This is a genomic window from Laribacter hongkongensis DSM 14985 (assembly GCF_000423285.1).
Classification (GTDB): Bacteria; Pseudomonadota; Gammaproteobacteria; order Burkholderiales; family Aquaspirillaceae; genus Laribacter; species Laribacter hongkongensis.
The window spans coordinates 231,855-257,581 of the sequence record NZ_AUHR01000005.1 but is presented as its reverse complement, the minus strand read 5'-3'; the positions used below and the strand labels follow the sequence as shown (position 1 = coordinate 257,581).

Genomic DNA, 25,727 nt, shown 5'->3' with positions numbered 1-25,727 from the left:
CAGTTACGGCAGCCGACGGCTGTTGAAGGCGTTGCGCGCCAAAGGCTTGCAGATTGGCCGTCATCGGGTTCGTCGGCTGATGCGTGAGCACCGGCTGCGTACTGTTTGGCGACGCAAGTTCGTGCATACGCCCGACCGCCGACACGGTCTGCCAGTCGCCCCCAACGTGCTGGATCGGCAATTTGATCCGGTTACGCCCAATCGGGCGTGGGTAACCGACATCACCTACGTACGGACCCGTAGTGGTTGGTTGTATCTGGCTGCGGTGATGGATCTGTTCTCGCGCAAGATTGTCGGCGGGGCGATGACGCCGAGCATGCCTGCCGAACTGGTATGCGCAGCCCTGCGCATGGCCATTGCCCAGCGCCGGCCAGCTGCAGGGTTGGTCGTCCACCCGGATCGTGGCAGCCAGCTTACCGCACGTTGCTGGCCCGGCATGGCCTCCGGGCGAGCATGAGCCGCAAAGGCAATTGCTGGGCCAACGCAGTGAGGAGCACTTCTTCCTGAACCTGAAGATGGAACGGATCTGGCAGCGCGATTATGCCAACCACGGCGAGGCTACCCGGGACATCACGGACTACATCGTCGGCTTCTACAACGATGAGCGACTGCACTCGAAGCTGGGCTATCTGTCACCCAACGCCTACGAGCGGGCTACTGCCACAAAACACCCTATCGGGATGCCCGAAAAAATTTGACCGCGACAGTGCGGCGTCCAGCGGCCCAGACTGGCTTAAGTAGAGGTAGCGGTGGCAGGTCTCAATAACCGCACGGGTCAATATGGCAACTGATGGAAAATCCTAAAGGTCAGTTTTATTAACTTTGTTTCCCGGCAACAGTGCATTGATGGTCATCGCACTTAGCGTTATTCGGGTGTAAATCTTCGTGCTTTCAATGCCCAAATTAGTTGTCTTAAGTCCACCTGACGCATCAGAAAAACTAATGGCAATTAGCACTAGTCGCTCGTATGTGCCAAGGGCTTTGCGATAGGCAATTTCTAGCGATTTTAGATCAGAAGCCATCGCGGGCCCAACGTGAAATATACACCTTTTCAGGTGTATATTTGGTTTGCCTGTGTGTATAACTCGGCATGTTATTAGCATCCATCATGGTTTTACAAGCCATTGGAGTTGCTAATGCCTGAAAGTACACAGCCAGATGGGACTACCACGCCACACTTGCTCGATGTGTTGCGCGAGTGCGCGAGTCAGGCACTACAGCCTGCGCACCGAGATGCAACAATAGTTTTATACACAGCCAACCTCGTTGTGTTTTGATTTTAATCTTTCATGCTCTCTACTGGCATTGGCTTGTGAAATAAAAAACCCTGCATCTTGTCTATGCCAAGCTTCTTTAGAATTTTAACCTGATTTTCGCTCTCTACACCCTCAGCAACAACGATCATTCCAAGTTCTTTTGCCATGTGCACAAGCCCTTTTACAATGGATAAATTTTTTGGGTTTCGATGAATATCGGCAATGAATATTCTGTCAATCTTCACTACATTAAAATCATAATTCTGAATGTAGTTTAATGATGCATTTCCAACTCCAAAATCATCAATTGCCACACTAATACCAATAGCTCGCATCTTTTTAATTAGACTCTCGGCCACCCATCTATCAACCATTAATCCTTCTTCTGTGATTTCCACCATGCATTTGTAGCCGAGGCCTATAATTTTTTTGTTAAAACATTCGATCTTATGGAAAATTGATGGGTCATTTACTTGAAGCGGAGTTAGATTTATGCTTATCACTGACCCGATAGGAATTGACATTGACGGCAGATCATTTATTACCCTTGTCATTGCATTTTCTACTATTGGCGATAGCAATCCAAGTTTATCTGATTTATCAATGAACTCTGTTGGCCCTACTAGCATTCTTCCGTTTTTATTCCAGCGCAGCAAAATCTCTACAGCACAAACATTTTTATCTGGCCCGACAATTTTCTGATAAAAAGGAATGAAATGACCATTTTTAATTCCATGTAAAACATTTCTTCTGAATGTAATATTGTCATGCATAAAATACATGACAATGAAAATTAATAGAAAAATCCCGCCTGCTGCAACTGCAGCAATATATGGAAGTGATCTGAAGATCATTTCATTTTTTATATCTTTTTCAGGCTGAGCGAATACGGAAAGATCGTCATTTTTATTGCCTATTTCAATTGAGCCGGTTGTTTTGCTTCCATCGATCAACCTGAATTTCGAACCATCATATCCAATTGCACTATCGCCAATACGGATGGCCGTTTTTTGAGTTACACCTCCAACAATAATCTGGAGTGTATTTTTTAGCAGGTCAATATTTGCACGGGCTGCACCGTGATGAGTTTCGTCAATCTTCCATAGATAAAATAATTCTGGCTCATTCTCTTGCTTCGGTAATGTCCATTTCCATCCCGTTTTATTGGAGAACCCCGTTGCCCAGTGCAACTTATTCAAGTTTTCATCTTGGTTTGAACAGTTTACTTCTCCGGTATTAACATCGAATACTAGAATCTTGTTCAAGAATAAATTGTTCGAAACCAAATCTTGATTTGTTTTATCTAGTTTTTCGCAATCAATTATATGTAACTGGCTGATAGATTCAACGTCCATCTCCACGGACTTCATGGATTTGTCAAGAATTGGATATGCGCGAGTTATTCTGTTTTTAGAGAGAGAGTAAATCTCGTTTTCTGCATTCATGCTTGCGTAAAAAAACAGGATGCACAAAAATACTGCCATCAAGATAAGCGTGCAAATAACTTTACGTAAGACTTTACTGGGTCTAAGCTGGTGTTTTATTACATCCCAGTTAAACCATCCTTCATCTATGCCAATAACCATCTATCTTCTCTTTTTAGGTATCGTTTTTATCATGGCGATGTTAAAACTGCGTGAATAATAAAAAATATGCTGTTAGACGCATTCCAAGCGTCGTTGCACTGGTTTCATTAAGTATAAACACTTACTAAGTTTACATAAAATTCATAATGAAAAGTATAGTTTTGCACTCTATGACTAACTGAATTTAGTCATGTTAATTGCACATCATCTATTTTTTTGGCATATCTTTATTGGAGGTTCGTATTATTTTCAGTTCCACTTTCGTGGTATACCCGCCATCCCCCATCGTGTGCGTCACCTGACTCACCAGCCAGCCGGTGGCGTCGATCTGTGGTTTCCAGCCTGATACGGTCACCGGCAGTTCCGTGCGCAACTCCGGCCGGCCGATGGCCAGCGTGATCGAGAAGGTGGTTACGCCGCGCTGGAGTTTGGCGAAGGCCGCCCTGGCGCCGCGCAGGGCGGTGGCTTCGCTGGCGTAGAGGTGGCGCAGCACTTTGGTGTTTTCTGCGCTGCTGGTGACGGGCTCGGTCTGTACGGCGACCTGGCGGGTTTTCTTGCTGGTCTTGCCCTTTTTGGTCTTGGTGTGGACGCGCTTGTACTGGGTGTTGGCGTCGACGGTGACTTCGCCCTGCGTGCCCGTGTCGGCGTTCTGCCAGCGGGCGGTGACGGCGGTGTAGTTCTGGCCGTCGGCGATACTGAAGCGGTGCTGGTCACCGTCCTGGCGGGTGAGGGTGATGGCCGGCATGGGCTCGCCACTGGCGGTAGTGGTTTCTCCGGCCTTGATGAAACAGGAGGCGACCGTCCTTGACGGTGCCGATGGCGTCGAACTGGTCAGCCAGACGGGTCAGCAGGTTGGCATCGGATTCGCTGGTCTGGTCCAGATGCGGCACCACTTCGTCAGCCAGCGTAGCCCCGATGACGGGTTTCAGTTTATGCGCCCCGGCCAGTGCGGTGATGATCTGGCGGACGATCTGGTTGTGGTAGCTGCGTTCGCGCTGCTGGGTCAGGCCGGTACGCATGTCGGCACTGCGGGCGTGGATGGACAGGGTGTCCGGGCTGCCGCTGTGCTCAACCTCGTCGACGGTGTAGACACCCTTGTCCACCAGGGGCTGCCCCTTCCAGCCGATGGCCACGCGCAGGCGGGCACCCCGGTTCGGGATGTCCAGCAGGCCGCCGCTGTCATCCAGTGACAGGTCCAGCATGTCGGCCTCAAGGCTGCGGTTGTCGGTCAGCGTGAGCGAGACCAGCCGGCCGGCAAACACCGGCGTCAGGTCGGTACTCTTGCCGTCCTTGTCCTCGACGGTGATGCGGTAGTCCGGCTGCAATACCGGCTGCCCGTGCAGCGCCTGGCCCGCCAGCGTCTGCAGGTCGAGGCCCGTTTGCGTGTTGAGCAGGGGCATCGGTCACGGCAGGGCCTCCCGGGCGAGGATCAGCAATTGTTCCGACAGGTTGCCGAGCCGGGCCAGCCGGTCGGCAGCCTCGTCCTCGACCCGGGCGAGGCTCAGGGTGAACTCGATGCGGCGGGCAGCCCCGTCCCGGAAGAAGATGCTCCGGCTGGTTTCCAGAGCGGTGATGACAAAGAGGCCATGCATCTGGCCATCCACCCCGTCGATCAGCGGCCACGCTTTGGCCTGATCGGCCATGGTGCGCAGCATTTCCAGTGAGCGTTTCCCACCAGTCAGCTCGGGCAGCAGCACGCCGGAGAGGGTGAGGGTTTCCTCGTCCGGGCCCACATACTGCCGGGCCGGGCGGCGGCCGACCCGGCTGGTGGCCGGGTATCGCCAGCCGAGCTGCTGTCTGAGCTCCTGATACGGCAGGGTGTCGAGGGTAAACACAAAGAGGCCGAGGGCCATCATGGCAGGCAGGATCATGCGGCTACTCCCGGTCCTTGAGGCTTGAGCGGCCACGCACCGCCTAGGCCCGGGCGGCCGCCTCGACTTCGCGCCGCACCATGGCGGCCAGGGCACGTTCGTCCATGCCCGGGGCGGCGTGGATGTGGAACACCTGCTGGACGACAGTGCCGTTCCCTGATGCTGCCGGTGAACGCATGGCCACCGGTGGCCGGGTGTCGATGCGGATGGCGTCGGCCTGCGCCATGCCACCGCTGATCAGCACTCCGGCACCGATGGCGGTCAGCTTGCCGGCGAGGTTTTGCACGGCACCCAGCGGGCCGGCCTGCCCCTTGTCCAGTCCCTGCGCGAGGCCGGCCATCATCTCGGCACCTGCTGCCGCAAAGCGGGCCGGCAGGCTGCCGAGCCAGCTGAAGAAGCCGCCGATGCCGGTGCGAATGCTTTCCCACAACAGCCGGAATTTCGGCCCCAGCGTATCCCAGTTCTGCCAGATGGCGACCGCTGCCCACGTCATGAGGCCGACCAGCAAGGTGATGGCCGCTCCGACCGGATTGGCCATGATCGCCAGCATGACAAAGCGGATGGCCCCGGCCAGTGCCGGCAGAACGGACCTGGCCAGCGTCCACAAGGGTGTGGCGATGGCGGCACCCTTGATGCCGATGGTGGCTAGGGTGAGCTTGTCATGCTGTTTCCTATTTGACACCAAGGCTATTAAGAAAAACAAGTAAACCAATTGATGTTAAAAGGTTTTGCAGCATCCCCCATATTTGCTTCAGGAGAAAAAACGGCGCAATCGCCAGGATTTGCGCCGATATTTGGCATCATGAACCAAATGCAGGAATATCTCAGACCTGCCGTCCGAACCATACCACCCGGCCGATCACGTCAAAGTCATCTCCGACCTTGCCCAGTTCCACCGTGAACGGCTTGTAGGCGGGGTTGGAGCTTGATACCTCCAGAATGCCGCCCGGCAGGCGTTGCACTTGCTTCACCACCAGATGCCCGTCAATCCTCAGTACATAGATACTGCCACGCGGATCACGGTCGGCGTGATTGACCAGAATGACATCCCGGTCATTCAGCACACCCTCCATCGAATCACCATCGACAGCAATCACCGACAGCTCATCCGGGTTAGCCCGCAAGTAGTTTTCGACCCAATAACGCCGGAATGCCATGGAAAAGCGCGGTGACTCGTCCTCGGGCCACTGCCCGCAACCGGCTGCTGCCCTCACGCTGTAGCGCGGGATAAAGACAAACTCTTCCAGATCCACCGGATTACCCAGCGTATCCAGGCAGGGGCAAGGCACAGCTGCCGCCGCAGTCTTTTCGTCCTGCTCCCCCTCGCCTGTCGCCAGCCAGTGCAGGGATACGCCCTGTGGTAACGCCAGCCGTGCCAAGGTGGCGAACGGCGGATGCACTTCACCGTTGATGTAGCGCCGCAGTGAAATCAGCGAGACCCCGGCTGCGTCAGCAGCTGCCTGGCGTGACAGGTAACGGTCAGCCACGACCCGGATGCGGGTTCCGATTTCTTCCTCGTCAATCGGAACAGAATTGTTCACATCTTGATTCATTTCCGATTTCCCATAACGTCTTCATTCTCAAAAGCAATGCCAGTTCCGATCTGAACCATAGACACATTTGTTCAAAAACCAATCGGAACCGATCAAATAAGACTTGCAATGGAACACATGTGTTCTTATCATCAGCGCATGATCTGAACAACAGCAGTCAATACATGAACACATCTGATCCGTCACAAGCCATCTCCCTCACAGACTGGCACCGCGCCGACATCATCGCTGCGTTGCGCAAACAGGGCTGGTCATTGAGGCGCCTGTCGAAATTCCACGGCTACAAAAGCGCCACGGCACTCAACAACGCACTGGACCGCCCTTGGCCCAAAGGAGAGCGCCTGATCGCCCAGGCAATCGGAATTGCACCAGAAGTGATCTGGCCAACCCGATACCAACCGGATTTTACGAAATATTTGGCGCCCGTGACGCACTCCTGATGAGTATTCAAGACACAAACAGTCAAATATGACAGTTATTTACCTCCTGCACCTCCGGTTACGTCATCCAGCATGAACACAAAGTCCGTACCGCAGGCCACAGGCATTTTCCTCCCCCAGGATCATGATGGACGCCAACCTGAAAACCCATTACACCGCAGCCGAACTGGCCGCCCTGCGCCTCACCGGCCTGCCGGCCAGCGAACGCGGCGTGCGCAAGGCTGCCGAGCGAGAAAACTGGCCCAGCCGTCCCCGTGCCCGCGGCAAGGGCAGGGAATACATCCCGCCCGCCACCGCCCTGGCCGAGCTGCGTGACCGCAGCCTGCAGACCTGTGCCTCACGGCTGGCGCTGCCGCTGCCACACCCGCCGGCCGGCACCGCACCCGACACCCGGGCCCAGCAGCTCAAGGCCGATGCCCGCCGTGGCGTCCTGCAAGCCCTCGACATCCTGATGCAGCGGACCGGCTACCCGCTCAAACGCGCGGCCGCAGCCCTGCTGGTCCTAGCGCATGCCCCCGATGCCAGCCCGCAACTGGTCGCCATGCTCAGGCTGGCCCGCGACGAGCGAGGCCGCCCCAGCCCGGACGGCCTGCCCTCGCTGCGCAGCGTGCTGCGTTTTGCCGAATACCAGCGCGCCGGCAACCTGGCCCCCAAACGCCGCCAGCGCGACATGTACATCCCGGACTGGGCACCGGCCTTTCTCGTCCATTACCAGCGGCCGGAAAAACCGACCGTCGAACACGCCTACCGCCAGTTCTGCGCCGACCGGACCCCGGCAGGCCAGAACCAGCCCAGCATCTGGCAGGTCCGCCGTTTTCTGGCCAAGGTCGGCCAGGTCAGCCGCGAGCACGGCCGGCTGGGAGCGCACGAACTGAAATCACTCAAGCCCTTCATCCGCCGTGGTTTCGCCCACTTGCAACCCGGCGACATCTACAGCGCCGACGGCCATACCTTCGACGCCGAAGTCCAGCACCCGCTGCACGGGAGGCCGTTCCGCCCGGAAATCACCACCGTCATCGACATCGCCACCCGGCGGGTGGTCGGCTGGTCGGTCGACCTGGCCGAATCCGCCCATGCCGTACTCGACGCACTGCGCAACGCCAGCCTCGCGCACGGCATTCCGGCAGTGTTCTACGTCGACAACGGCTCCGGCTACTGCAACGCCCTGATGAAGGACGAAGCCACCGGCCTGATGGCCCGCCTGGGCATCGAAATGCTGCACAGCCTGCCGTACAACAGCCAGGCACGCGGAGTCATCGAGCGGCTGCACCGCACGCTGTGGGTGCCGGCTGCCAAAAACCTGCCCGGCTACCTCGGCCGCGACATGGACCGCGAAGCCCGGCTGGCACACTTCCGCCACAGCCGTCGCGCCCTGCGCACCCCGGGCCGCACCACCGCCCTGCCCTTGCTCGGCTGGCCACAGTTCCTGGCCTACTGCGCCGGACAGGTTGCCGACTACAACCGGCGCCCCCACAGCAGCCTCGGCAAATGCACCGACCCGCACACCGGCCGACGCCGCCACCAGAGCCCGGACGAGCGCTGGGCCAGCCACGAAGCCAACGGCTTTACCGCACACCGGATCGACGATGACGAGGTACGGCCACTGTTCCGGCCCCAGCTTTTGCGCACGGTGCGCCGCGGCGAACTGGAGCTGTTCGGCAACCGCTATTTCAATGCCGCCCTGGAAGAATTCCACGGCGAACAGCTGCCGGTTGGCTACGACATCCACGATCCGGCCACCGTCTGGGTCCACGATGACGACGGCCGCTTCATCTGCACCGCCAGCCTGAATGCCAACCTGCGCGACTACCTGCCGCAGTCGGTGGTCGAGCGGGCGCGCGAACGGCGGGCCGACGGCCGCGAACGGCGGTTGCAGGCCCGGCTGGACGAAGTGCGTGCCGAACGGCACGGCCGGCCGGCCATCCTTGCCGTCGCCGACGAATGCCTGCCTTGGCCTTGTGCGCCGGATCCGCTCCTGCCGCCCGGGCCGGTCGCCACACTGCCAGCCGGCTGGCAGGTGCCGGCCACCCCGGCGGCCCGCTGGGCCGAATGGCAACGGCAGGCCGGACTTGATCCCGCAGCGCTGCCCGATGACAAGGCGCGCCGCTGGCACGACACCTACCAGGCCACGGCCGAATTCCGCACCTATCAGCGCCGGCACGCCTGAGCCGGCCTCCTTCAGGAGAATCATCATGCCTCCTCTACTCTCTCCGGCCGCACGCCTTGCCGCCACGGCCAACCTTGACCTGGTCGCCGTCGCGGCCGAAAAACTGCTGTCGCGCGTGGACGGCCTACCCGGCATCGGCGTGCTGTACGGCGAGGCCGGCCGCGGCAAGACGCTGGCCTGTACCGCGCTGGCGGCGCACAGCCACGGTTACTACGTGCAGATGAAAAGCGCGTGGAACCGCAAGACGCTGCTGGAAAAAATCCTGCTTGCGATGGACATCCGCCCGGCGTCCACCATCCCGCAGCGGCTGGACCAGGTATGCGAACAGCTGGCCAGCAGCCGTCGCCCGCTGATCATCGACGAATTCGACTTTTGCCTGCGGGCCGACAATCTGGTCGAACTGGTACGCGACATCTACGAGGGCAGCCTCGGCACCCTGCTGCTGGTCGGCGAGGAACGGCTGCCGCAGAAGCTCAAGCGCTGGGAGCGCTTTCACAGCCGCGTGCTGGCATGGATTCCGGCCCGGCCGGTATCGCTGGACGATGCCCGCCTGCTGGCGCCGCTGTACTGCCCGGAGGTGCTGCTCGACGACGCCCTGCTGACACGGCTGGTCGAACTGGCGCACGGCTCGGTCCGCCGGGTGTGCGTCAACCTGACGCGCATCCACGAGGAAGCCATGCTGCAGGCGGAAACCGCCATGACGCTGGAACACTGGGGTGAGCGCGGCTGGTATACCGGCGAGGCGCCGCGCCGCTGTACGACAGCGGGGACGGCATGAGCCTCCGTTGTCCTCGCCGTCCGCCGGCATGCACTCCGGCCAGCCTGCTGTCTGCACGGCCCCGCTCGCCCGGCACCATCACGGCTGGCTGTGCAAACGCGGCAGCAGCATCCGGGCCTGGTGTTCCGCCGGCCATGAAAGCAGCCGCTTCGTCCTGCCCTTGCTGGCTGGCCGGCAGCGCGTCACGGCATGGCGTCTGCCAGACCGGTCCGGTGTCCTGCCACCCGGCGCAAGACCGGTGCCCGGCGGCGGCCGGCCCCTGACGGCCGGGCCATCCAGCCTGTGCCGCGTGGCCGGATGGCTCCTGGCGTGGCCGCTGCCGCATTCCGGCAGGCCGTCCGCGGACCCGCCGTGTCACGACCTGCCCGGACTGCACGCAGGACCGGCGGCACCTTTCCCCACCTTACTGACAGGAAAATCCCGCATGTATCCCCCGTTTCCGCCCCACGGCCGTTCCGGCCGCCGTGCCATGCGCCGCTCGGCACGCTGCCTTTCCTCTTCCTCCGCAGAGCCGGCGGCACCGGTGCCGCCGCGCCATGCCCCGCGAGTGCTCGATGCCCTCACCACCCGGCGCCTCGGCCAGCAGAACCAGGTCCTGCGCCGCTTGCGGGCCCTGGGGGTAACGGTGCTTGCCACCGATCTCGACCCGCAGTTGACCATCGTGATCGACCGGGCCGATGCCTTCCGGTTGCGGGCCATTTCCAGCTGCATCGTCACCCGCCGTACCGGCGGTATCGACATGGTCACCGTCGAGCTGGACGGCTGCCGTGTCGCCTGGCTGGAGGCGGCGCCATGAACCGATACGGATTGTCCGCCGCTGCGGGCACCGGTCTGGCCACTGTCAGCGGACAGGGCGCAGTGACCGGTACATCCCGGCAAGCTGCACGCCTGGAAACCCCGGTTCCGGATCGCAGCACAACCCTGTCCCCGTGCGCCCTGGCAACCCCCTCAGTCCCGAATGGAGAAAACATGTCCACGCTTCCTGCCGGCTACCGCCCGGATGCCCATGGCCGTCTGGTACCGGTCGAACGCATCCGGCCCATCGACCTCGCCCGTGACGAACTGGTGACCGAACTGGTGGCCGAGGCCCGTGAGCTGTCGCTACGGCTCCAGCGCTTCAAGGCCCGGGCCTTTGCCGATGTGGCGGCCTTTGTCGAGCTGTCTGCCGAGCGCTACGGCGCCCGGATCGGTGGCAGCAAGGGCAACGTCGCCCTGCTGAGCTTCGATGGCCGCTACAAGGTCCAGCGGGCCATCCAGGATTCGCTGGTTTTTGACGAAGGACTGCTGGCTGCCAAGGCGCTGATCGACGAATGCGTGCACGAATGGACGGCGGATGCCCGCAGCGAAGTCCGGGCGCTGGTCAACGACGCCTTTCTGGCAGACCGCAGCGGCCAGCTCAGCACTGCCCGCATCCTGCGCCTGCGCCGGCTCGACATCCGCGACGGCAAGTGGCTGCGCGCGATGGCCGCCCTGCACGACGCGCTGCGGGTGCAATGCAGCAAGAGCTATCTGCGCGTGTACGAACGGGTTGGCGACAGCCATGCCTATCGCCCGATCGTGCTGGATCTGGCCGGGGTCTGACCCCTCCGGCGCCACGCGCGCCGGTCCGCATCACCAACAAGGAGAACACCATGCAACTGGAACAGGTCGCCGGCCTGCTGCCGGAAACCATCCAGCAGATCGCCGGGCTGATCGGCTTGCCCCGTACCCTGGAACTGGTCGCTGCCCTCGGCGGCACCACTTTTCCGGTCCCGAAAAACCAGCGCCGGCTGGGGCAGGTCCGCTACGAGGCACTGGCCGAAGTCATCGGCGTGGACGGCGCCGACGCGCTGACCCGGCACTTCGGCGGCGAAATCCTCAGCATTCCCAAATGCGAGGCTGCACTGCGCGAGCTGCGCGACCGCGCCGTACGGGCCGAATTCGACACCATCACCCGCGATCACCCGGCCGTGCATGCCGTGACACAGCTGGCGCGCAAGTACCGGCTGACTGACAGGCACATCTGGCGGCTGCTGAACCGGGTCGACCGCGAAACCCTGCCGCAGGCACGGCTGTTCTAGCGGAGCCGGCGGCCTGTGAAAGGCTTGTCCATGGATCCTCCTCACGGGCGCTGCGGCGCCTTTTTTCTTGCCCGCGAGGCTGGCGGGCAACGCCGTCCCGCAGGCCGGGTCCGTTCCTCCACCTGCCGTCGTGATCGCGGTTGCGCACCGCGTGCTGCACTTGGCGCACAGGCCGCCAGCCGGCCGCCAGGCCCGCCTCCCGGCTGCTGACCGGGGTCGACTGTGCCCGCCGCCTCCCCTTGCCCAGACTGGCCGTCCGATTGACTCCCGAGTCTGCCATGACCCGCCCCATCGACCTGATCGTGATCCACTGCGCCGCCACGCCCGATGGCGTCCGGCTGGCCCGCGGCACACAACCGGCCACCGCCGTCATCGACGGCTGGCACGCCAGCCGCGGCTTTCACCGCAGCGAGGCGGCCCGCCGTGCCTTCAACCCCGCGCTGGCCGCCATCGGCTACCACTTCGTGATCGACTGCGACGGCACGCTGGACAGCGGCCGCGCCGAGGACGAAACCGGTGCCCATGCCGCCGGCCACAACGCCCGCTCGCTCGGCATCTGCCTGGCCGGCACCGGACGTTTCACCCCGGCACAGTGGCAAAGCCTGTCCACGCTGGTCCGGTCCCTGCGCGCCCGCCATCCTGCTGCCCGGCTGTGCGGCCACCGCGACCTGTCACCCGACCGCAATGGCGACGGCGTGGTGTCTCCCGCGGAATGGACCAAGACCTGTCCGGGCTTCAGCGTGGCCGACTGGCTGGCCGCCGGCATGCGTCCCGCTGCCACCGCCGTGACGGAGTAAGCCATGCCGCTCCGCGACCTGATTGCCAACCCGCGCAGCCAGCGCCTGTCGCACAGCAAGCTGTGGGCCAACATCGCCTGCGCTGCGGCAACCGGCCTGTTCGTCTACCAGGGCGTGCATGACATGCTGCTTCCGGAAACCTGGCTCATTTATCTGGGCCTGGTCGGCGGCTATGCCACCGCATTGCGCCTGATCGCCGCCTGGCGCGGCCGGGAGCGCCCCGATGCCTGACCTGCCGTTTTCCCTCTCGGCGCCGACCCGCTGGATGATCAGCCTGGGTGCCGGCGCGGTGCTGCTGGCCGTCGCCGGAGGCGTTGGCTGGCGGCTGGGCCAGCAGTCGGCGCAGGCCGAAGGCGAAGCCCGGCTCGCCCGGCTGCAACGCGACCATGCAGCCTGGCAACTGGAACAGCAGCAACGTACCCGTGCCCGCGAACACCAACTGGCCACCCGGGCCGCAGAACTGGACGCGCAGCTGCGCGACAGCCAGGACCGCCATGCCCGCCAGGCCCGGGTACTGCAACAAAGGATCGACGATGTCACCCGCCATTACCGTCCGGCACCGGACGCTCCGCCCGTTCCGCTGCCTCGCTGCGTGTTCACTCGCGGTTTTGTCAGCGTGTACAACGCCGCCATCGGCGCCGCCCCTGTGCCCGCAGCCCCCGCCGCCAGCGGCCCTGCTGCAACGACCGGACCCACCGCCGAGCTTGACGCCGGGGTATCACCGGCCGACCTCCTCGCCCATGTCACCGACTACGGACAACGCTGCCAGGACATCGAAAACCGGCTCAACCGGCTGATCGACTGGCAGCAGGCGCTGGCCCCGGCACCCCGGGCAGCGCCTCCGGCCGAATGACACCGCCCCGCCATCTGGCCCGCAGCAGGCACCGGGCCGGTGCTGCCTGTCTGGCTTGGCATCCGGCTCTGGCATCCATGCACCGTCACCGTTCCAGGCCGCAGCCGCCATATGCCCCGCGCCGGCTCCGGCCAGTCCGGCTGCCGGGCTGGCGGGCCCTTTTTCCACCCTTGCCCGTCCCCGCAGACAGGAGCCCGCAGATGAGCCTCGAACAAGCCTTCCAGCTTGCACTCAGCCTGGCTGCCGGCCTCGGCGGCCTGTGGATACGCCAGTTGCAGCAGGAGCTGACCGAGCTGAAACGGCAGAGCGAGCAGATCCGGCGCGACTACCAGCGCCGCGACGACGCCGCCAAGACCGACGACCAGCTGCTCGACATGCTGCGCGAGGTCAAAACCCACATCCAGCGGATCGAGGACAAGCTCGACCGCAAGGCCGACAAATAACCGCGCGCCGCTGTCCGGCACTCTCCTCCGAACCTCGCCAGTCATCCCCTGCCGGCCCCTGTGCATGTCCGTACAGGGGCCGTTTTGTCATGCCCCCCGGCCCGTACCGTTCCGGCGCGACCGGCCACAGTCCCTGACTCCGGTCAACTCTGCCGCCTGTCGGCCGCTGCGGACAATGCCCGGCATGGCTACTCCACTCACCGCTTCTCCGCTGCCGGACATGGCAGCACCGCGAGGATTCCACTCATGACCGCTCCGCTGCTGATTGCCCTTGAAGACGCCGTACTGGCCCGCCTGCGTGACGGCCTGGGCCGGCTGGCGGCCACCGTCGCCCCGTACGGCGGCGAACTCGACGTCCCCGCGGCCACCCTGCCGGACGGCTTTCCCGCCGTCTGGACCGGCTTTCACCAGGTGCTGCGCTGCGAGCGCTACGGCACCGGCCGCGACCGTTACAAGGCCGACGCCCGCCTGCTGGTCCGCCTCGCCGACCGTGACGTCCGCCCGCTGGCCGACGGCACCGCGGCGGCCGTACCCGGCGGCAGCGGCGCCTATCCGCTGCTCTACGCCGTGCAACGGCTGCTGACGGCGCAGGACCTCGGCCTGCCGGTCGACCCACTGGTGCCGGGCTATGTGCGCCGGCTGCGCGATGCACAACGCCAGCCGCTGCCGTTTGCCGCCTTTGCCTGCGAATTCCGCACGTCCTGGTTCGTCGATGCCCTGCCGGCCGGCCACTGGCCCGCCCCGCAGTCAGCCGACGATCCGGACGCCCTGCTGGCCCGCTATCACGGCCGTCTGGACGCGCCGGCGGCGGACTGGCTCAGCACGGCACTCAACTACCGCCTGACGCCTGGCGACGACCGCAGTGATGCCCGCGATGTTGTCGTGCACGCGGCGCACTGACCGCCACACCCGCTTTTTACCGGGGACGCGTCCCCACCCCCACCCGCCGGGCGTCATGTCCAGCACTCACCACCCTTGAAAGGAAACGCCTGATGGCCAGTCCGAACATCGGCTTCGACAACATCCCGGCCAGCATCCGCAAACCGGGCAAGTATTTCGAATTCAACACCAAGCTCGCCGTACGCACCCTGCCCGGCAACCCGCAGCGTGTACTGCTGCTGGGGCAGAAACTCACCACCGGCAGCCAGCCGGCCCTGGTTCCGGTCGACGTGTTCAGCGACACCGAGGCCGCCGGCCTGTTCGGCCGCGGTTCGCTTGCCCACCTGATGGCCCGTGCCGCCATCACCGCCAACCCCTACCTGCAGCTCAGCGTTGTCGCCGTTGACGACGCGACTGCCGGCGTGGCTGCCAGCGCCACGCTGACCCTGACCGGCCCGGCCACCGCTGCCGGCATGGTCAGCCTGCATGTCGGCGTACAGCGCGTTGACGTCGCTGCCGCGCCCGGCGACACCGCTACGGTCGTGGCTGCTGCCCTCAAGGCCGCCTGCGACGCCCTGCCCGACCTGCCGGTGACCGCCAGTGCCGAGGCCGGCGTGCTGACCCTGACCGCCCGCCACAAGGGTGCGGCCGGCAACGCCATTGCCCTCAAGGCCGTGACCGCTGCCGACGGCATCACCGCCAGCGTGACCGCCATGCATGGCGGCGCCCTGGACCCGGACCTGGCACCGGCCCTGGCCGCTGTGCAGGGTGCCGGCCACGACATCCTGGTCTGCCCGTTCGCCACCGAAGAAGCCCTGACCGCCCTGCGCAGCCACCTCGACTTCGTTTCCGGCCCGATGGAACAGCGCGGTGCCATCGGTCTTTACGGCTGGACCGGTACGCTGGCGGCAGGCACCACTCTGGCCGGCCAGAGCAACAGCGGTCGCATCAGCGGTGCCTGGCACAACGGTTCGCAGATGCAGCCGGCCGAAATCGCTGCCGGCTACGCCGCCGTAGTGGCGAGCGAGGAAGACCCGGCCCGCCCGCTCAACACCCTGGCCATCGCCGGGCTGGACATCACGGCCGTCGACCAGCGCCCGAGCCGCACCCAGCAGGAAAACGCCCTGCACGCCGGCCTGTCGCCGCTGGAAGTCGGCCCGGGCAACCAGGTGCAGATCGTGCGCGCCATCACCACCCGTACGCGTGACGCCCAGGGTGTCGACGACGTGGCCCTGCTCGACCTGACCACCATCCGCACGCTGGACTACGTCCGCCGCGCCTGCCGCGAGCGCATCGCCCTGCGCTTTCCGCGCGAAAAACTCAGTGACCGCACGCCTCCCAAGGTGCGCTCCGAACTGCTGGACGTGCTGCTGAAGCTGGAAGAACTGGAGATCGTCGAAGCGGTCGAGGCCAACAAGGACGGCCTGATCGTCGAACGCGACAGCCAGGACGTGAACCGCCTCGACGCCAAGATTCCGGTCGACGTGGTCAACGGCCTGCACGTGTTTGCCGGCCGCATCGACCTGCTCCTCTAACCCGGCCCCGGCCCGCATCCGGCGGGCCGGCCACACCCCGAACCCACTGGCGGGCCCGCCCCGCCCCAACGGAGAACCACTATGGCATTGCAGGAATACGCCGGCGCGATCGTGCTGGAAGTCAACGGCCAGGAAATCGAAGTCATCGACCTGAACGTGTCAGGCAAGACCGGCCGCAAGCTGGTGAAAACCATGAACAGCAGCGGCCGTGCCAAGGGCTTTGCCCGCGGCGTCAGCGAATACGAACTGTCGGTGACCGTCGCCATCCCGCTGACCGGCGACCTCGACTGGGAAGCGGTCGAAGGCGCCAAGCTCACCGAATTCCCGCTCACCCCGGGCGGCAAGCGCACCAGCTACCTCGACTGCTTCACGCTGGAAGTCGGCGAAAAATACGGCATCGAGACCGAGGCCAAGCGCGACATCAAGCTGCTGTCGCTGCGCAAGGTCGTGGAATAACCCCCGGCCACAGGCCGTGACAAGGCCGGCCATGCCGGCCTTGTTTTTGCAACACGGGCGGAAAGATGCCCTCCGGGTCCGCCCGGCAGGACGTCCGGCACCGGGCCACCGGTTCCCGCACTGCCCCGTGCCTTTGCGTTTCACAGGAGCCACCCCCGATGAATGCCCCCGCCGGGCTCCGCCCGTCTTCCTCCCCTTCTTCTCGCAACGTTCCGCTGAATACAGCCGAGCACGCCAAGGCCCTGTACGAAATCTCCAGACTGCCGGAAGCCCTGTCAAAGCGCGACATTCCGGCCGTACTGGCCGGACTCGGCGCCCTGGTGTCGCTGATTCCGGACAAGGTCAACCCTCTGGCCTCCGGCGCCAGCCTCGTCAACCTGAACACCACCCTGATGGCCATCGGCCAGGACTACCAGGCCACCGGAACCCTGCAACCCAAGCACTATCTCGCCCTGACCTCGGCCGTGCTGGACGTGGTGGGCTACTTCTCCGCCATGCTGGGGGCACCGCAGATTTCCGCCATCGCCAGGGGACTGTCGATCGCCACCGACCTTGCCGCCAGATCGGAAACGCTGAACCAGATCCTGACCGACCCGTACAACCCGGACAATCCGGGCTACAAGGCCCTGGGGAAGCAACTGGGCGCGCTGGCCGACGGCCAGTTCATCGACGAGGCTTTTGACACCGTCGGCCAGTGGATCCTGCCCGCCCCGTCAACCTCGCCCCATGCCCCGGCCCGCCCTGCAAAAACCGCCCCGCTGCTTCCCCGGCCGACCCCGTCCCGCCCCGCCTCTTCACGGACCGCTACCCGGCCGGCCCGCCGTCGCGCTACTGCGCCTTCCGGCACGAGCGGAAACGCCGGCCGGACCAACAAGGCTGCCGTCATCGCCGCCATGCACGCTGCCGGCATCACCGACCCGGACGAGCAGGCGATGTTCCTGGCCCAGGTCGACCACGAAAGCGGCGGCTTCAAGCGCCTGAACGAAAGCTTCAAGTACCGCAATGCCGGGCAACTGATGGCAGTCAGCAAAACGGCCCGCAAACACGGTACGGCAGCGGTCGAAGCCGCACTGGCCAGCGGGCCTGAAGCTGTAGCGGCGCTGATGTACGGCGGGCGCATGGGCAACCGGACGGCAGAAGACGCCTACCGCTACCGCGGTTTCATCCAGCTCACCGGCCGGGACAACTATGCCCACGCCGGCAAGGTGCTCGGCCTGGACCTGCCCAACCAGCCGGATCTGGCCGCCGACCCCGCCATTGCGGCCCGCATCGCCACTTGGTACTGGCAGTCCCGCCCCGGACTGGCCGAGGCCGGCCGGGCCGGCGATGTCAAAGCCGCTACCCGCCGTATCAATGGCGGCGACAACGGTCTGTCTGACCGGAAGGAAAAGTTTGCGCGCTACCTGCGCGAAGTACAGGCCGGCCGGCCGCAACCGGCAGGAACCCCGATAGCCCGAGCGCAGCCGGGGCAACCACCCGCGGCCGCCGGCCCGGCTGGCTCCTTGTCCGCCATGACGACACGCCCCGCCCTGGGCGCACCCGAGGCCGCGACCCTCGGACAGCTGCAATCCATGCTGTCACAACTCGACGCCATGGTCCGCCGCCTGTCTGCTGTCCAGCCCGCCACCCGGGAAGCAGAGGCCGGCCAGCTGGCCGCTGCCGTCAACCACGCCAACCAACTCACTGCCCGAAGGAGCTGACATGAGCTGGACCACTCATTTGCAAGATGCCTCGTTCCGCGGGGTACGCTTCGATTGCCAGCGTACCCAGGACGCCGCCCGGCGCGATACCGCCAGCCTTGAATACCCGTACCGTGACGGTGCCGATGTCGAGGATCTCGGCAGCAAGGCGCGCCAGATCCAGCTGACGGCCGTGTTCTGGGGCCCCGACTACGGGCAGCGCCTGCAACGCCTGCTGGACGTGCTTTCGCTTCCCGGTTACGGCGAGCTGGTGCATCCGGTATTCGGCTCGGTACCGCGGGCCCAGCTGACCGGCTACCAGGTCAGCCACGATGCCGAATCGCCGGATTACTGCACGGTCGAACTGGAATTCGTCGAAGCCACGCCGGCCGATCCGCTGTTCCTGCTGCAACTGCCGCAACAGCTGACCGCCACCCTGGCACAGCTGTCGCAGGCAGCCCGCGAATACGGCATCAGTACGTTTGCCGATGCCATCGACGCGCTGCGTGCCTCAGTGCCGATGGCCCGGCAGCTGGCCCTGCGCCAGGTCCTGCAGGGTACCCTGGGCACCTTGCAGGGCCTGCTGCCGGGCAGCATTGCCGGCACGCTGGATCCGCTGCTGGCACCGCGTGCCTTTGCCGGTGATGTGACGGCACTCCTGTACGGCCTGACCCGCCAGCCGCATTTTTCCGCAGTTGCCGGCCAGTCCGACTGGTGCGCACTGGTGGATACGCTCGGCCCGCTGCCGCGTCTGGCGGCACAGGTTGCCGACGGCAGCCACGAGGCCGGCGGACAGCCGGTACCGGCCGCAGCTGACGACGTCGCCATCACCGGCTCCCTGCTCCAGCTGCTGGTTGCGACTGCACTGGCCGACACCGCAGCCACCTTGCTGGCGGCCGAAGCCACCGCCCCGGCCCGTTCGCCACAGGAGATCGAACAACTGGCCAGCGACACCCGTGCGGCCTTGCAGGCTGCTTTGCAGGCCTGCCGCGACAGCCATCCCGTCGAGACGGCCCGTCCGGTCACTGAAGCACTGAAAGACGTGGCGCTCGGCCTGCAGAACGCGGCCATCGCCCTGATCGCTGCCCGTCCGCCGCTGCTGCAACGCCGGGTCGAGGCCGCCGGCAACCTGCACCTGCAGGCATACCGCTGGTACGGCGACGCCGGCCGGGCCGGCGAGCTGCTGCGCCTCAATCCGCAACTGCGCAATCCCAACACCCTGCAAGCCGGAGATTTTCTGCATGCCTACGCCCGTTAAACTGGACACCGCAGTACTTGATCCCGACCGGGTCAGCCTGCTGATCGGCGGCCGGGTCCACCGCGACTGGAACCGCTACGACATTGATTCCGACCTGCTGACGCCGGCCGACGCCTGGCAGGTCACGCTGGGGCTGCCGGACGGGCAGTTCCCGCCGCAGGTGACGCCCGGCGCGCCGGTAGAAGTCCGGGTCGGCACCGATACGGTAATGAGCGGCCGCATCGACGAAATCCGCCATGCGCTGACGCGCGGCCAGCACAACCTTGAAATCAACGGCCGCGACGGTGCGGCCATCCTGCTCGACTGCTCTGCCCCCCAGTTCAACGGCCGCCGGGCAGCACTGTCCGAGGTACTGGCCAGCCTGGTGCGCCCGCTGGGCATCACCCGCATTGCACTGCGCAGCCCGCACGACCCGGTGCTGGACAAGGTCGACACCGAACCCGGCGATACCGCCTGGGCAGTGCTGGCGCGACTGGCTGAGGCGCAGGGCCTGTGGCCGTGGTTCGAACCGGACGGCACGCTGGTGGTCGGTGGCCCGGACTATGCCGCCGCACCGGTGGCCAGCCTCGTCGTACGCACCAGCGGTGCCGGCAACAACGTGCTGTCGCTGTCACTCAGCCGCAACATGGCCGGACGCTATTCGGAAGTGAACGTGCTCGGCCAGAGTCACGGCACCGCCGCCGGCAACGGCGCTCATGCAGTGCTGGCAACCGCCTGCGACCGCGAGGTCGGCCATTACCGGCCGCGCAACGTGGTCGATGCCGACGTGGCCAGCGCCGAGGCTGCGCTGACGCGCGCCCGCAAGCTGGTCAACGACGCTCGCCTGGACGGCCTGAGCCTGGTGGCCGAAGTCGGTGGCCACCGCACCGCTGGCGGCGTGCTGTGGGCGCCGGGCCAGCGGGTGCACCTGCTCAGCGAGCCGCACGGACTGGACGCGGTGTATTTCCTGATGGCACGCAAGTTCCGCGGCGGTCGTGGCCTGGCGGCCACCACGGTCCTGACCTTGAAAGAAGACGGCATCTGGAATCCGGATGCGGCCGGCCGACAGGAGAATCCTCATGTGGCATGACATTGACCGCCGGGTCCAGCGCGCCCTGGCCGGCGTGCGCCAGGCTTTCCGTGGCGTGCTGGCGCAGGCCAACAGCCAGCCGCCGGTGCAGCTGGTACAGACCGATGCGCTGGCCGGCGAACGCCTGCAGGACAGCGAGCTGTTCCAGCACTACGGTTTCACCTCCACGCCGCTGCCGGGCACGATGGCGGTGGTGCTGCCGGTCGGCGGCAAGACCAGCCACGGCATCGTGGTTGCCACCGAGCACGGCAGCTACCGCCTGAAGGCGCTGCGTCCCGGTGAAGTGGCGCTGTATACCGACGAGGGAGCCAGGATCGTGCTCCGGCGCGGCCGGGTGATCGAAACCGACTGCGACGTGTTCCGCGTCAACTGCCAGACCTGGGAAGTCAACGCCGCCAGCCAGGCCACGTTCACCACTCCCAGCCTGACTGCCAGCGCCGAGCTGGTTGCCCAAGGGCAGATCAGCGGCAACGGCGGACTGGTGATCCAGGGCGGCAGCGGCGCGCAGGTGACCGGCAGCCTGAGCACCAGCGGCGACGTGGTGGCCGGCGGCACGAGCCTGATGCACCACAGCCATCCGGGCGATTCCGGCGGTGTGACCGGCCCGCCGCTCTGATCCTTGAGCCTTCTTGCCTCGCCCCGACTGGCCGAACCCGTGTTCGGCCGGTTTTTTTTGTCCGCCGGGGGACGGATTGTGCCGCTGGCGGACATCGCATCTGCCGTCGGTATCCAGTGTGGGCGACCGGGGTTATTGCGCCAGGCTGCACCCGCCGCCGGCCGGCACGATATCGTCCCCGGGGTCACAAGCTCGCCCCCCGGAAACCTCCCTCCGGCCATCGCCCCACATGCCATCCATCCAGAACCACCAGCCCGTCGCGGGCAGTCGCCTGCCAGTCACTGGCCGGCCCAGTGTGGCATGGCCCGGAACGCAGGCTGTGCCAGCGGCGGCAAGCCGGCCTGTCCTGCATGCGGAGTACACGGCCGGCGGCAGCCCCTGCCTTGCCCTGACTGCCGCCGGCGCGGCGGATGCATGCCCGTCGTCCTCTCCCGGAGGAGGGCTCCGCCTGCGGTTTCCGCACGTCCTGGCCCGTCGGTGCCCTGCCGGTCGGCCACCAGCCCGCATCGGCCGACAGTCCGGACGCCTGCTCGGCCTGCCATCACGGCCGGCTGGACACGCCGGCAGCAGGCATGACGCCGGTCAGGCTGTCGCCTCAGACCGGACCTGCCGGTTTGCGGTGGTGCGGCAGCCAGCAGGCTGGCCAGCGTCCCGGCTGCCTCCGCGGCGCGTCAGGCGGCCGATTGCCTGATTGCACCCCGGAACCCCGCACCAACTGACTCTTGCCACCTGAACCCCACCTCGCGCGCCCGCGACAATGGCCCGCATGGACGCCTATATCTCCCCGCTCACCGGCGATTACGCCGGTACCCGTACCGACACCCTGGCCAACGCGGTCTATCTGCGGCTGATGACGCCGCTGGGCAGCTGGTGGGCCGATCCCGGTCTCGGTTCCCGACTGCACGAACTGATGCGCGAAAAAGACCTCGCCCGCGTGGCCATGCTGGCGCGGCAGTACTGCGAGCAAGCGCTGGCACCGCTGCTTGCCGACGGCCGCGCCCGCCGCCTCGCCGTCAGCACGGCGCGCACCACGCCAGGCTGGCTGGAGCTTGCCGTCGAGGTCGAGGACGCCAGCGGTCGCGTGCAGCATTTCCAACATCCTGTGAGGGTCGCCTGATGCCGTTTGCCATTCCCCCGTTCACCAGCATCCGTGACACGCTGCTGCGTGATCTCAAAAACCAGCTGCCTGATGCCGACACCGGCCCGGACAGCGATTTCTTCGTGCGCGCCAGCGCCACCGCCAGTGCAGTGGAAGGGCTGTACCAGCACCAGGCCTGGCTGGTCCGCCAGATCTTTCCTGACAGCGCCGACCGCGAGTTTCTCGAACTTCACGCCCGGGTGCGCGGTCTGGTACGCAAGCCGGCCATTGCGGCCCAGGGCCAGCTGTGCCTGACCGGTACGCCCGGCGCACAGGTGCCGGCCGGCATTGCCGCCCGGCTGGGTAGCCAGCGCTATGTCACCAGTGCCGCCGCCACGCTCGACAGCACGGGCCAGGCCGTGGTGGCTGCCCAGGCCGGGATACCGGGCGTGGCCGGCAATGCGGATGCATCCACACCGCTGGAGCTGACCGCCGCACCACCCGGCGTGGCCAGCCAGGCCAGCATCGTCACCATGACCGGCGGTGTGGACGAAGAAACCGACGGCGAGCTGCTGGCCCGCCTGCTGGAGCTGATCCGCCGCCCGCCCGCCGGCGGCAACCGTGCCGATTACCGGCGCTGGGCACTGGAAACCCCGGGTGTCTCTGCCGCCTATGTCTATCCGCTGCGCCGTGGCCTCGGCACGGTCGACGTGGTCGTCACGGCGGCCGGTGACCTGCCCTCCGGCGCGACCCTGGCCGCCGTGCAGGCGCATATTGACGAATTGCGGCCGGTCACCGCCAAAAACTGCCTTGTGCTGGCACCGACGCCCAGGGTGCTCGACGTCAGCGTTGCCGTCCGCCTGTCCGGGCTGACGCTGGCCCAGGCGCAGGCCCAGATCAGCGCGGCGCTGTCCGAATATTTTGCCCGGCTCGCGCCGGGCGACACGGCCGTGCGCAGCCGCATGGAGGCGCTGGTCTCCGACATCACCGGCGTGGCTGACCGCAACCTTGAGCAGCCAGCGGCCAATTTCGTGCCGCAGGTGGACGATCGCGTCGTGGAATGGGCGCGGCTGGGAACCGTGACGGTAAAGGTCATGGCATGAAGCATCGCGATCTCCTCACCCTGCTGCTGCCACCGGGCAGCTATGCCGGCGACGGTCCCAGGCTGGCGGCCGAGCTGGCCGCCGACGGGGCGGCACTGGATGCCAGTCTGAACCAGCATGGCCGCATCCGTCGCGGCATCACGCCACTGTTTGCCGAACAGCTGCTGCCCGAGTGGGAGCGGATATGCGGCCTGAGTCCCCAGACCGACGCGCCTTATCTGGCCCGCCAGGAGGCGGTGCTGGCCAAGCTGACCGAGGTTGGCGGGCTGAGCATTCCGTACTTCACCCGCCTGGCGGCCAGTCTGGGCTACCACATTTCCATCCAGGAGCCGGAGCCCTTCCGCGCCGGCATCAACCGCGCAGGTGACCGGCTGTGGACGCGTGACATTTCGTGGGTCTGGCAGGTCGTCGTCCGCGGCGCACCGGTCCGGATCTACCGCTTCCGAGCCGGACAGTCGGCAGCGGGCGAGCGGCTGTGCGCCTTTGCCGACCCGGTGATCGAGTCGGTTTTCAACGAACTCAAGCCTGCCCACACCTTTGTTTATTTCGCCTATCAGGAGGCATGAATGCAGCAAATTGAATCCAGTGACGGATTGTTCCACGACGGCAACCCGGCAACCGGTGAACCCGGCACCATCGTCTCGGCCGCATGGCTCAACGGCGTGCAGGGCTCGATGTCCAACAGCCAGGCCGAACTGGCTACCCTGCTGGCTGCAGCCGGCATCAAGCCTGACGCCACCCGGCCAGGACAAGTGCTGGCGGCCTTGCAGGCCCTGTTTCTGGGCAAAACCGCCCGCTCGGCCGATTCGGCCGGTCTGGAAGGCCACCCGGCCAGTCATTTTGCCAAGGCCAGCGACCTCGCCCACCCCGGCAGCCGGCCCGGCCGGCTGGTGGTGACTTTCCGCGACACGCCGGAACCCGGCACGCTGGCCTGCAATGGCGCAGCAGTCAGCCGCACCGCCTACGCCGCCCTGTTTGCCGCCATCGGTACGAAATACGGTGCCGGTGACGGCAGCAGCACCTTCAACCTGCCGAACATCCCGGATGGCCATGCGCTGCTGGCGGCGAACGGGTCGGTGGTGGGCAGCCTATCGGTCGGAGAGGTGATTAGCCACACTCATACTGGTACCGCTCTATCTACCGGATCAGAGCACATCCATTTCAGTTCATCAGCCGCTTATGTGACAAATGGCGGGAATATGGCGGGTGGAGCAGGTGTTGGTACTGGTAGTCAAATACCAGCAGGTACGCATACCCATGCATTGTCAATTAACGCAACGGGAGCCACTACAAACAAGGCTGCCGGCATCAAATTGCTGGTCTGCATCGCCTACGAGTAAACATCATGAATACCACCACATCCCCGGCTCCTTTCCGGCTGGTCTGCAAGATTGACGCCGACGGCTTGTATGCCGGTCCGGTACCGGCCTACCTGTCCCCGCTTGACCAGACCTGGCCACTGCCAGCCAACAGCATCGCCATTGATCCACCTGCCGGAGAACTACCGGCCCATCACGCCTGGCAGCTCAATGCCCGCGGCGATGGCTGGACCGTCATTCCTGACTGCCGCAGCATCACGGCCTACGATACGGCCACCGGCCAGCCCTTGCCTGCACCTGGACTGGGCGAGTGCCTTCCGGCGAACGCCACCCTGCATGTCCCTCCCGTCGCGGGAGCCGGACAGGTCCGGCACTGGAATGCTGGACTGGAGCAATGGCAACTGTTGCCGGACCATCGTGGCGAGAGCTACTGGCTGGCCGATGGCAGCCATCATGTCATCAATGAAGCCGGAGACATGCCCCCGGAAGGCTCCTTCACCGAGCCCCCGCCCCCCACCATCGACCAGCTGCGTCTGTCGGCCCGCGACAGCATCAATATCTGGCGCGATGAGCAGGAAAGGTGCCGTCTTGAACATGCTGGCCAGGTCTGGGATACCGACGAAGCCGCCATGACGCGCCTCGACACGGTATTGCTGTCCGGCCGCAATCCTCTGGAAATCTGGACGTCGGCCGACAACACCGATGTCCCGATGAGCTTTGGCGACATGCAGGACCTGTTCGCGGCCATCGTCGAGCGCAACAGTGGAATCCATGCCCGCCAGCGCGAAATGAAACGGCAGGTGGAACGGATGGACCGCGCACAGCTGGAGGCTTTCCGGCCAGACTGGCCGGCTCCGGCCCGGGCATGACGGATGCCGGGCAGGCACCGCCTCCGCCTGCCCGGTCCGTTGTTTCATGCCAGTGACAAAAC

General features: G+C 64.8%; 28 protein-coding genes and 1 pseudogene. 23 read left to right on the top strand and 6 right to left on the bottom strand.

The annotated features are described in order from the left end of the window. Positions 1–698: pseudogene (locus G542_RS17990) on the top strand (IS3 family transposase); the annotation flags it as partial. Between the two features lie 581 nt (positions 699–1,279). Here G542_RS17990 and G542_RS17985 read toward each other — a convergent pair. The 6 genes from G542_RS17985 to G542_RS0106970 all read right to left on the bottom strand — a co-directional run bounded on the left by G542_RS17985 (position 1,280) and on the right by G542_RS0106970 (position 6,266). Next, a complete protein-coding gene (locus G542_RS17985; RefSeq protein WP_081666782.1) occupies positions 1,280–2,842 on the bottom strand; it encodes an EAL domain-containing protein in 1,563 nt (520 codons plus the stop codon). A gap of 208 nt (positions 2,843–3,050) precedes the next feature. Next, a complete protein-coding gene (locus tag G542_RS19220) occupies positions 3,051–3,587 on the bottom strand; it encodes a hypothetical protein (RefSeq protein ID WP_012696650.1) in 537 nt (178 codons plus the stop codon). Continuing rightward, positions 3,553–4,242, bottom strand: coding sequence for a contractile injection system protein, VgrG/Pvc8 family (locus tag G542_RS19215; RefSeq protein ID WP_228369943.1), 690 nt, complete (start codon positions 4,240–4,242; stop codon positions 3,553–3,555). Before G542_RS19215 ends, G542_RS19220 begins: the two co-directional genes overlap by 35 nt. A gap of 3 nt (positions 4,243–4,245) precedes the next feature. After that, positions 4,246–4,713, bottom strand: coding sequence for a phage tail protein (locus G542_RS0106980; protein ID WP_012696648.1), 468 nt, complete (start codon positions 4,711–4,713; stop codon positions 4,246–4,248). A 43-nt stretch (positions 4,714–4,756) separates the two neighbouring features. After that, a complete protein-coding gene (locus G542_RS19210; protein ID WP_228369942.1) occupies positions 4,757–5,395 on the bottom strand; it encodes a hypothetical protein in 639 nt (212 codons plus the stop codon). 142 nt (positions 5,396–5,537) lie between these two features. After that, positions 5,538–6,266 carry an XRE family transcriptional regulator gene (locus G542_RS0106970; RefSeq protein WP_051189964.1) on the bottom strand — a complete coding sequence of 243 codons (729 nt, stop codon included), beginning with the start codon at positions 6,264–6,266 and terminating at the stop codon, positions 5,538–5,540. 164 nt (positions 6,267–6,430) lie between these two features. On the opposite strand from G542_RS0106970, the gene G542_RS17975 reads away from it, so the two are divergent. From G542_RS17975 to G542_RS19200, 22 genes are all read left to right on the top strand, one after another. Then, entirely contained in the window at positions 6,431–6,706 is a 276-nt protein-coding gene (locus G542_RS17975; protein WP_012696645.1) for a helix-turn-helix domain-containing protein, read from the top strand. A gap of 124 nt (positions 6,707–6,830) precedes the next feature. Then, positions 6,831–8,873 (top strand): Mu transposase C-terminal domain-containing protein, encoded by a 2,043-nt coding sequence (locus G542_RS0106965; RefSeq protein WP_244878689.1) that lies wholly within the window; start codon positions 6,831–6,833, stop codon positions 8,871–8,873. Between the two features lie 25 nt (positions 8,874–8,898). Next, entirely contained in the window at positions 8,899–9,651 is a 753-nt protein-coding gene (locus G542_RS0106960; protein ID WP_027823746.1) for an AAA family ATPase, read from the top strand. 424 nt (positions 9,652–10,075) lie between these two features. After that, positions 10,076–10,447, top strand: coding sequence for a hypothetical protein (locus tag G542_RS18485; protein WP_155826624.1), 372 nt, complete (start codon positions 10,076–10,078; stop codon positions 10,445–10,447). 173 nt (positions 10,448–10,620) lie between these two features. Beyond that, positions 10,621–11,232, top strand: a complete 612-nt coding sequence (locus tag G542_RS0106950) for a DUF3164 family protein (protein ID WP_012696641.1) — start codon at positions 10,621–10,623, stop codon at positions 11,230–11,232. 50 nt (positions 11,233–11,282) lie between these two features. Next, positions 11,283–11,711, top strand: coding sequence for a Mor transcription activator family protein (locus tag G542_RS0106945; protein WP_012696640.1), 429 nt, complete (start codon positions 11,283–11,285; stop codon positions 11,709–11,711). 278 nt (positions 11,712–11,989) lie between these two features. Continuing rightward, a complete protein-coding gene (locus tag G542_RS0106940; RefSeq protein ID WP_012696639.1) occupies positions 11,990–12,508 on the top strand; it encodes an N-acetylmuramoyl-L-alanine amidase in 519 nt (172 codons plus the stop codon). A gap of 3 nt (positions 12,509–12,511) precedes the next feature. Further along, positions 12,512–12,739, top strand: coding sequence for a hypothetical protein (locus G542_RS0106935; RefSeq protein WP_012696638.1), 228 nt, complete (start codon positions 12,512–12,514; stop codon positions 12,737–12,739). Then, positions 12,732–13,361 (top strand): PilN family protein, encoded by a 630-nt coding sequence (locus tag G542_RS18480; RefSeq protein ID WP_012696637.1) that lies wholly within the window; start codon positions 12,732–12,734, stop codon positions 13,359–13,361. Before G542_RS0106935 ends, G542_RS18480 begins: the two co-directional genes overlap by 8 nt. Before the next feature lie 200 nt (positions 13,362–13,561). Then, positions 13,562–13,804 (top strand): hypothetical protein, encoded by a 243-nt coding sequence (locus G542_RS0106925; RefSeq protein ID WP_012696636.1) that lies wholly within the window; start codon positions 13,562–13,564, stop codon positions 13,802–13,804. 246 nt (positions 13,805–14,050) lie between these two features. Beyond that, positions 14,051–14,704 carry a DUF1834 family protein gene (locus G542_RS0106920; protein WP_027823744.1) on the top strand — a complete coding sequence of 218 codons (654 nt, stop codon included), beginning with the start codon at positions 14,051–14,053 and terminating at the stop codon, positions 14,702–14,704. A gap of 92 nt (positions 14,705–14,796) precedes the next feature. Next, positions 14,797–16,218 (top strand): phage tail sheath C-terminal domain-containing protein, encoded by a 1,422-nt coding sequence (locus tag G542_RS0106915; RefSeq protein ID WP_027823743.1) that lies wholly within the window; start codon positions 14,797–14,799, stop codon positions 16,216–16,218. 81 nt (positions 16,219–16,299) lie between these two features. Beyond that, entirely contained in the window at positions 16,300–16,674 is a 375-nt protein-coding gene (locus G542_RS0106910) for a hypothetical protein (RefSeq protein WP_012696633.1), read from the top strand. Between the two features lie 158 nt (positions 16,675–16,832). After that, positions 16,833–18,374: a glycoside hydrolase family 19 protein gene (locus G542_RS19205; protein ID WP_051189962.1), complete on the top strand. Its 1,542-nt coding sequence runs from the start codon at positions 16,833–16,835 to the stop codon at positions 18,372–18,374. A 1-nt stretch (position 18,375) separates the two neighbouring features. After that, positions 18,376–19,611 (top strand): DNA circularization protein, encoded by a 1,236-nt coding sequence (locus tag G542_RS0106900; protein ID WP_027823742.1) that lies wholly within the window; start codon positions 18,376–18,378, stop codon positions 19,609–19,611. Further along, on the top strand, positions 19,595–20,680 hold the full coding sequence (locus G542_RS0106895) for a phage baseplate assembly protein (protein ID WP_027823741.1): 1,086 nt from the start codon (positions 19,595–19,597) through the stop codon (positions 20,678–20,680). The genes G542_RS0106900 and G542_RS0106895 overlap by 17 nt, the downstream gene beginning before the upstream one ends. After that, on the top strand, positions 20,670–21,296 hold the full coding sequence (locus tag G542_RS0106890) for a phage baseplate assembly protein V (RefSeq protein WP_012696629.1): 627 nt from the start codon (positions 20,670–20,672) through the stop codon (positions 21,294–21,296). The genes G542_RS0106895 and G542_RS0106890 overlap by 11 nt, the downstream gene beginning before the upstream one ends. Before the next feature lie 766 nt (positions 21,297–22,062). Beyond that, a complete protein-coding gene (locus tag G542_RS0106880; protein ID WP_012696626.1) occupies positions 22,063–22,413 on the top strand; it encodes a phage GP46 family protein in 351 nt (116 codons plus the stop codon). Continuing rightward, positions 22,413–23,477, top strand: coding sequence for a baseplate J/gp47 family protein (locus G542_RS0106875; RefSeq protein WP_012696627.1), 1,065 nt, complete (start codon positions 22,413–22,415; stop codon positions 23,475–23,477). Before G542_RS0106880 ends, G542_RS0106875 begins: the two co-directional genes overlap by 1 nt. Further along, a complete protein-coding gene (locus G542_RS0106870) occupies positions 23,474–24,043 on the top strand; it encodes a YmfQ family protein (RefSeq protein ID WP_027823740.1) in 570 nt (189 codons plus the stop codon). Before G542_RS0106875 ends, G542_RS0106870 begins: the two co-directional genes overlap by 4 nt. Next, a complete protein-coding gene (locus tag G542_RS0106865) occupies positions 24,044–24,817 on the top strand; it encodes a phage tail protein (RefSeq protein WP_012696624.1) in 774 nt (257 codons plus the stop codon). It begins immediately after the preceding gene. A 5-nt stretch (positions 24,818–24,822) separates the two neighbouring features. Then, the gene (locus G542_RS19200) at positions 24,823–25,665 is read left to right on the top strand and encodes a DUF4376 domain-containing protein (RefSeq protein WP_012696623.1); all 843 of its coding nucleotides are present in this window, start codon (positions 24,823–24,825) and stop codon (positions 25,663–25,665) included. The last annotated feature ends 62 nt before the right edge of the window (positions 25,666–25,727 follow it).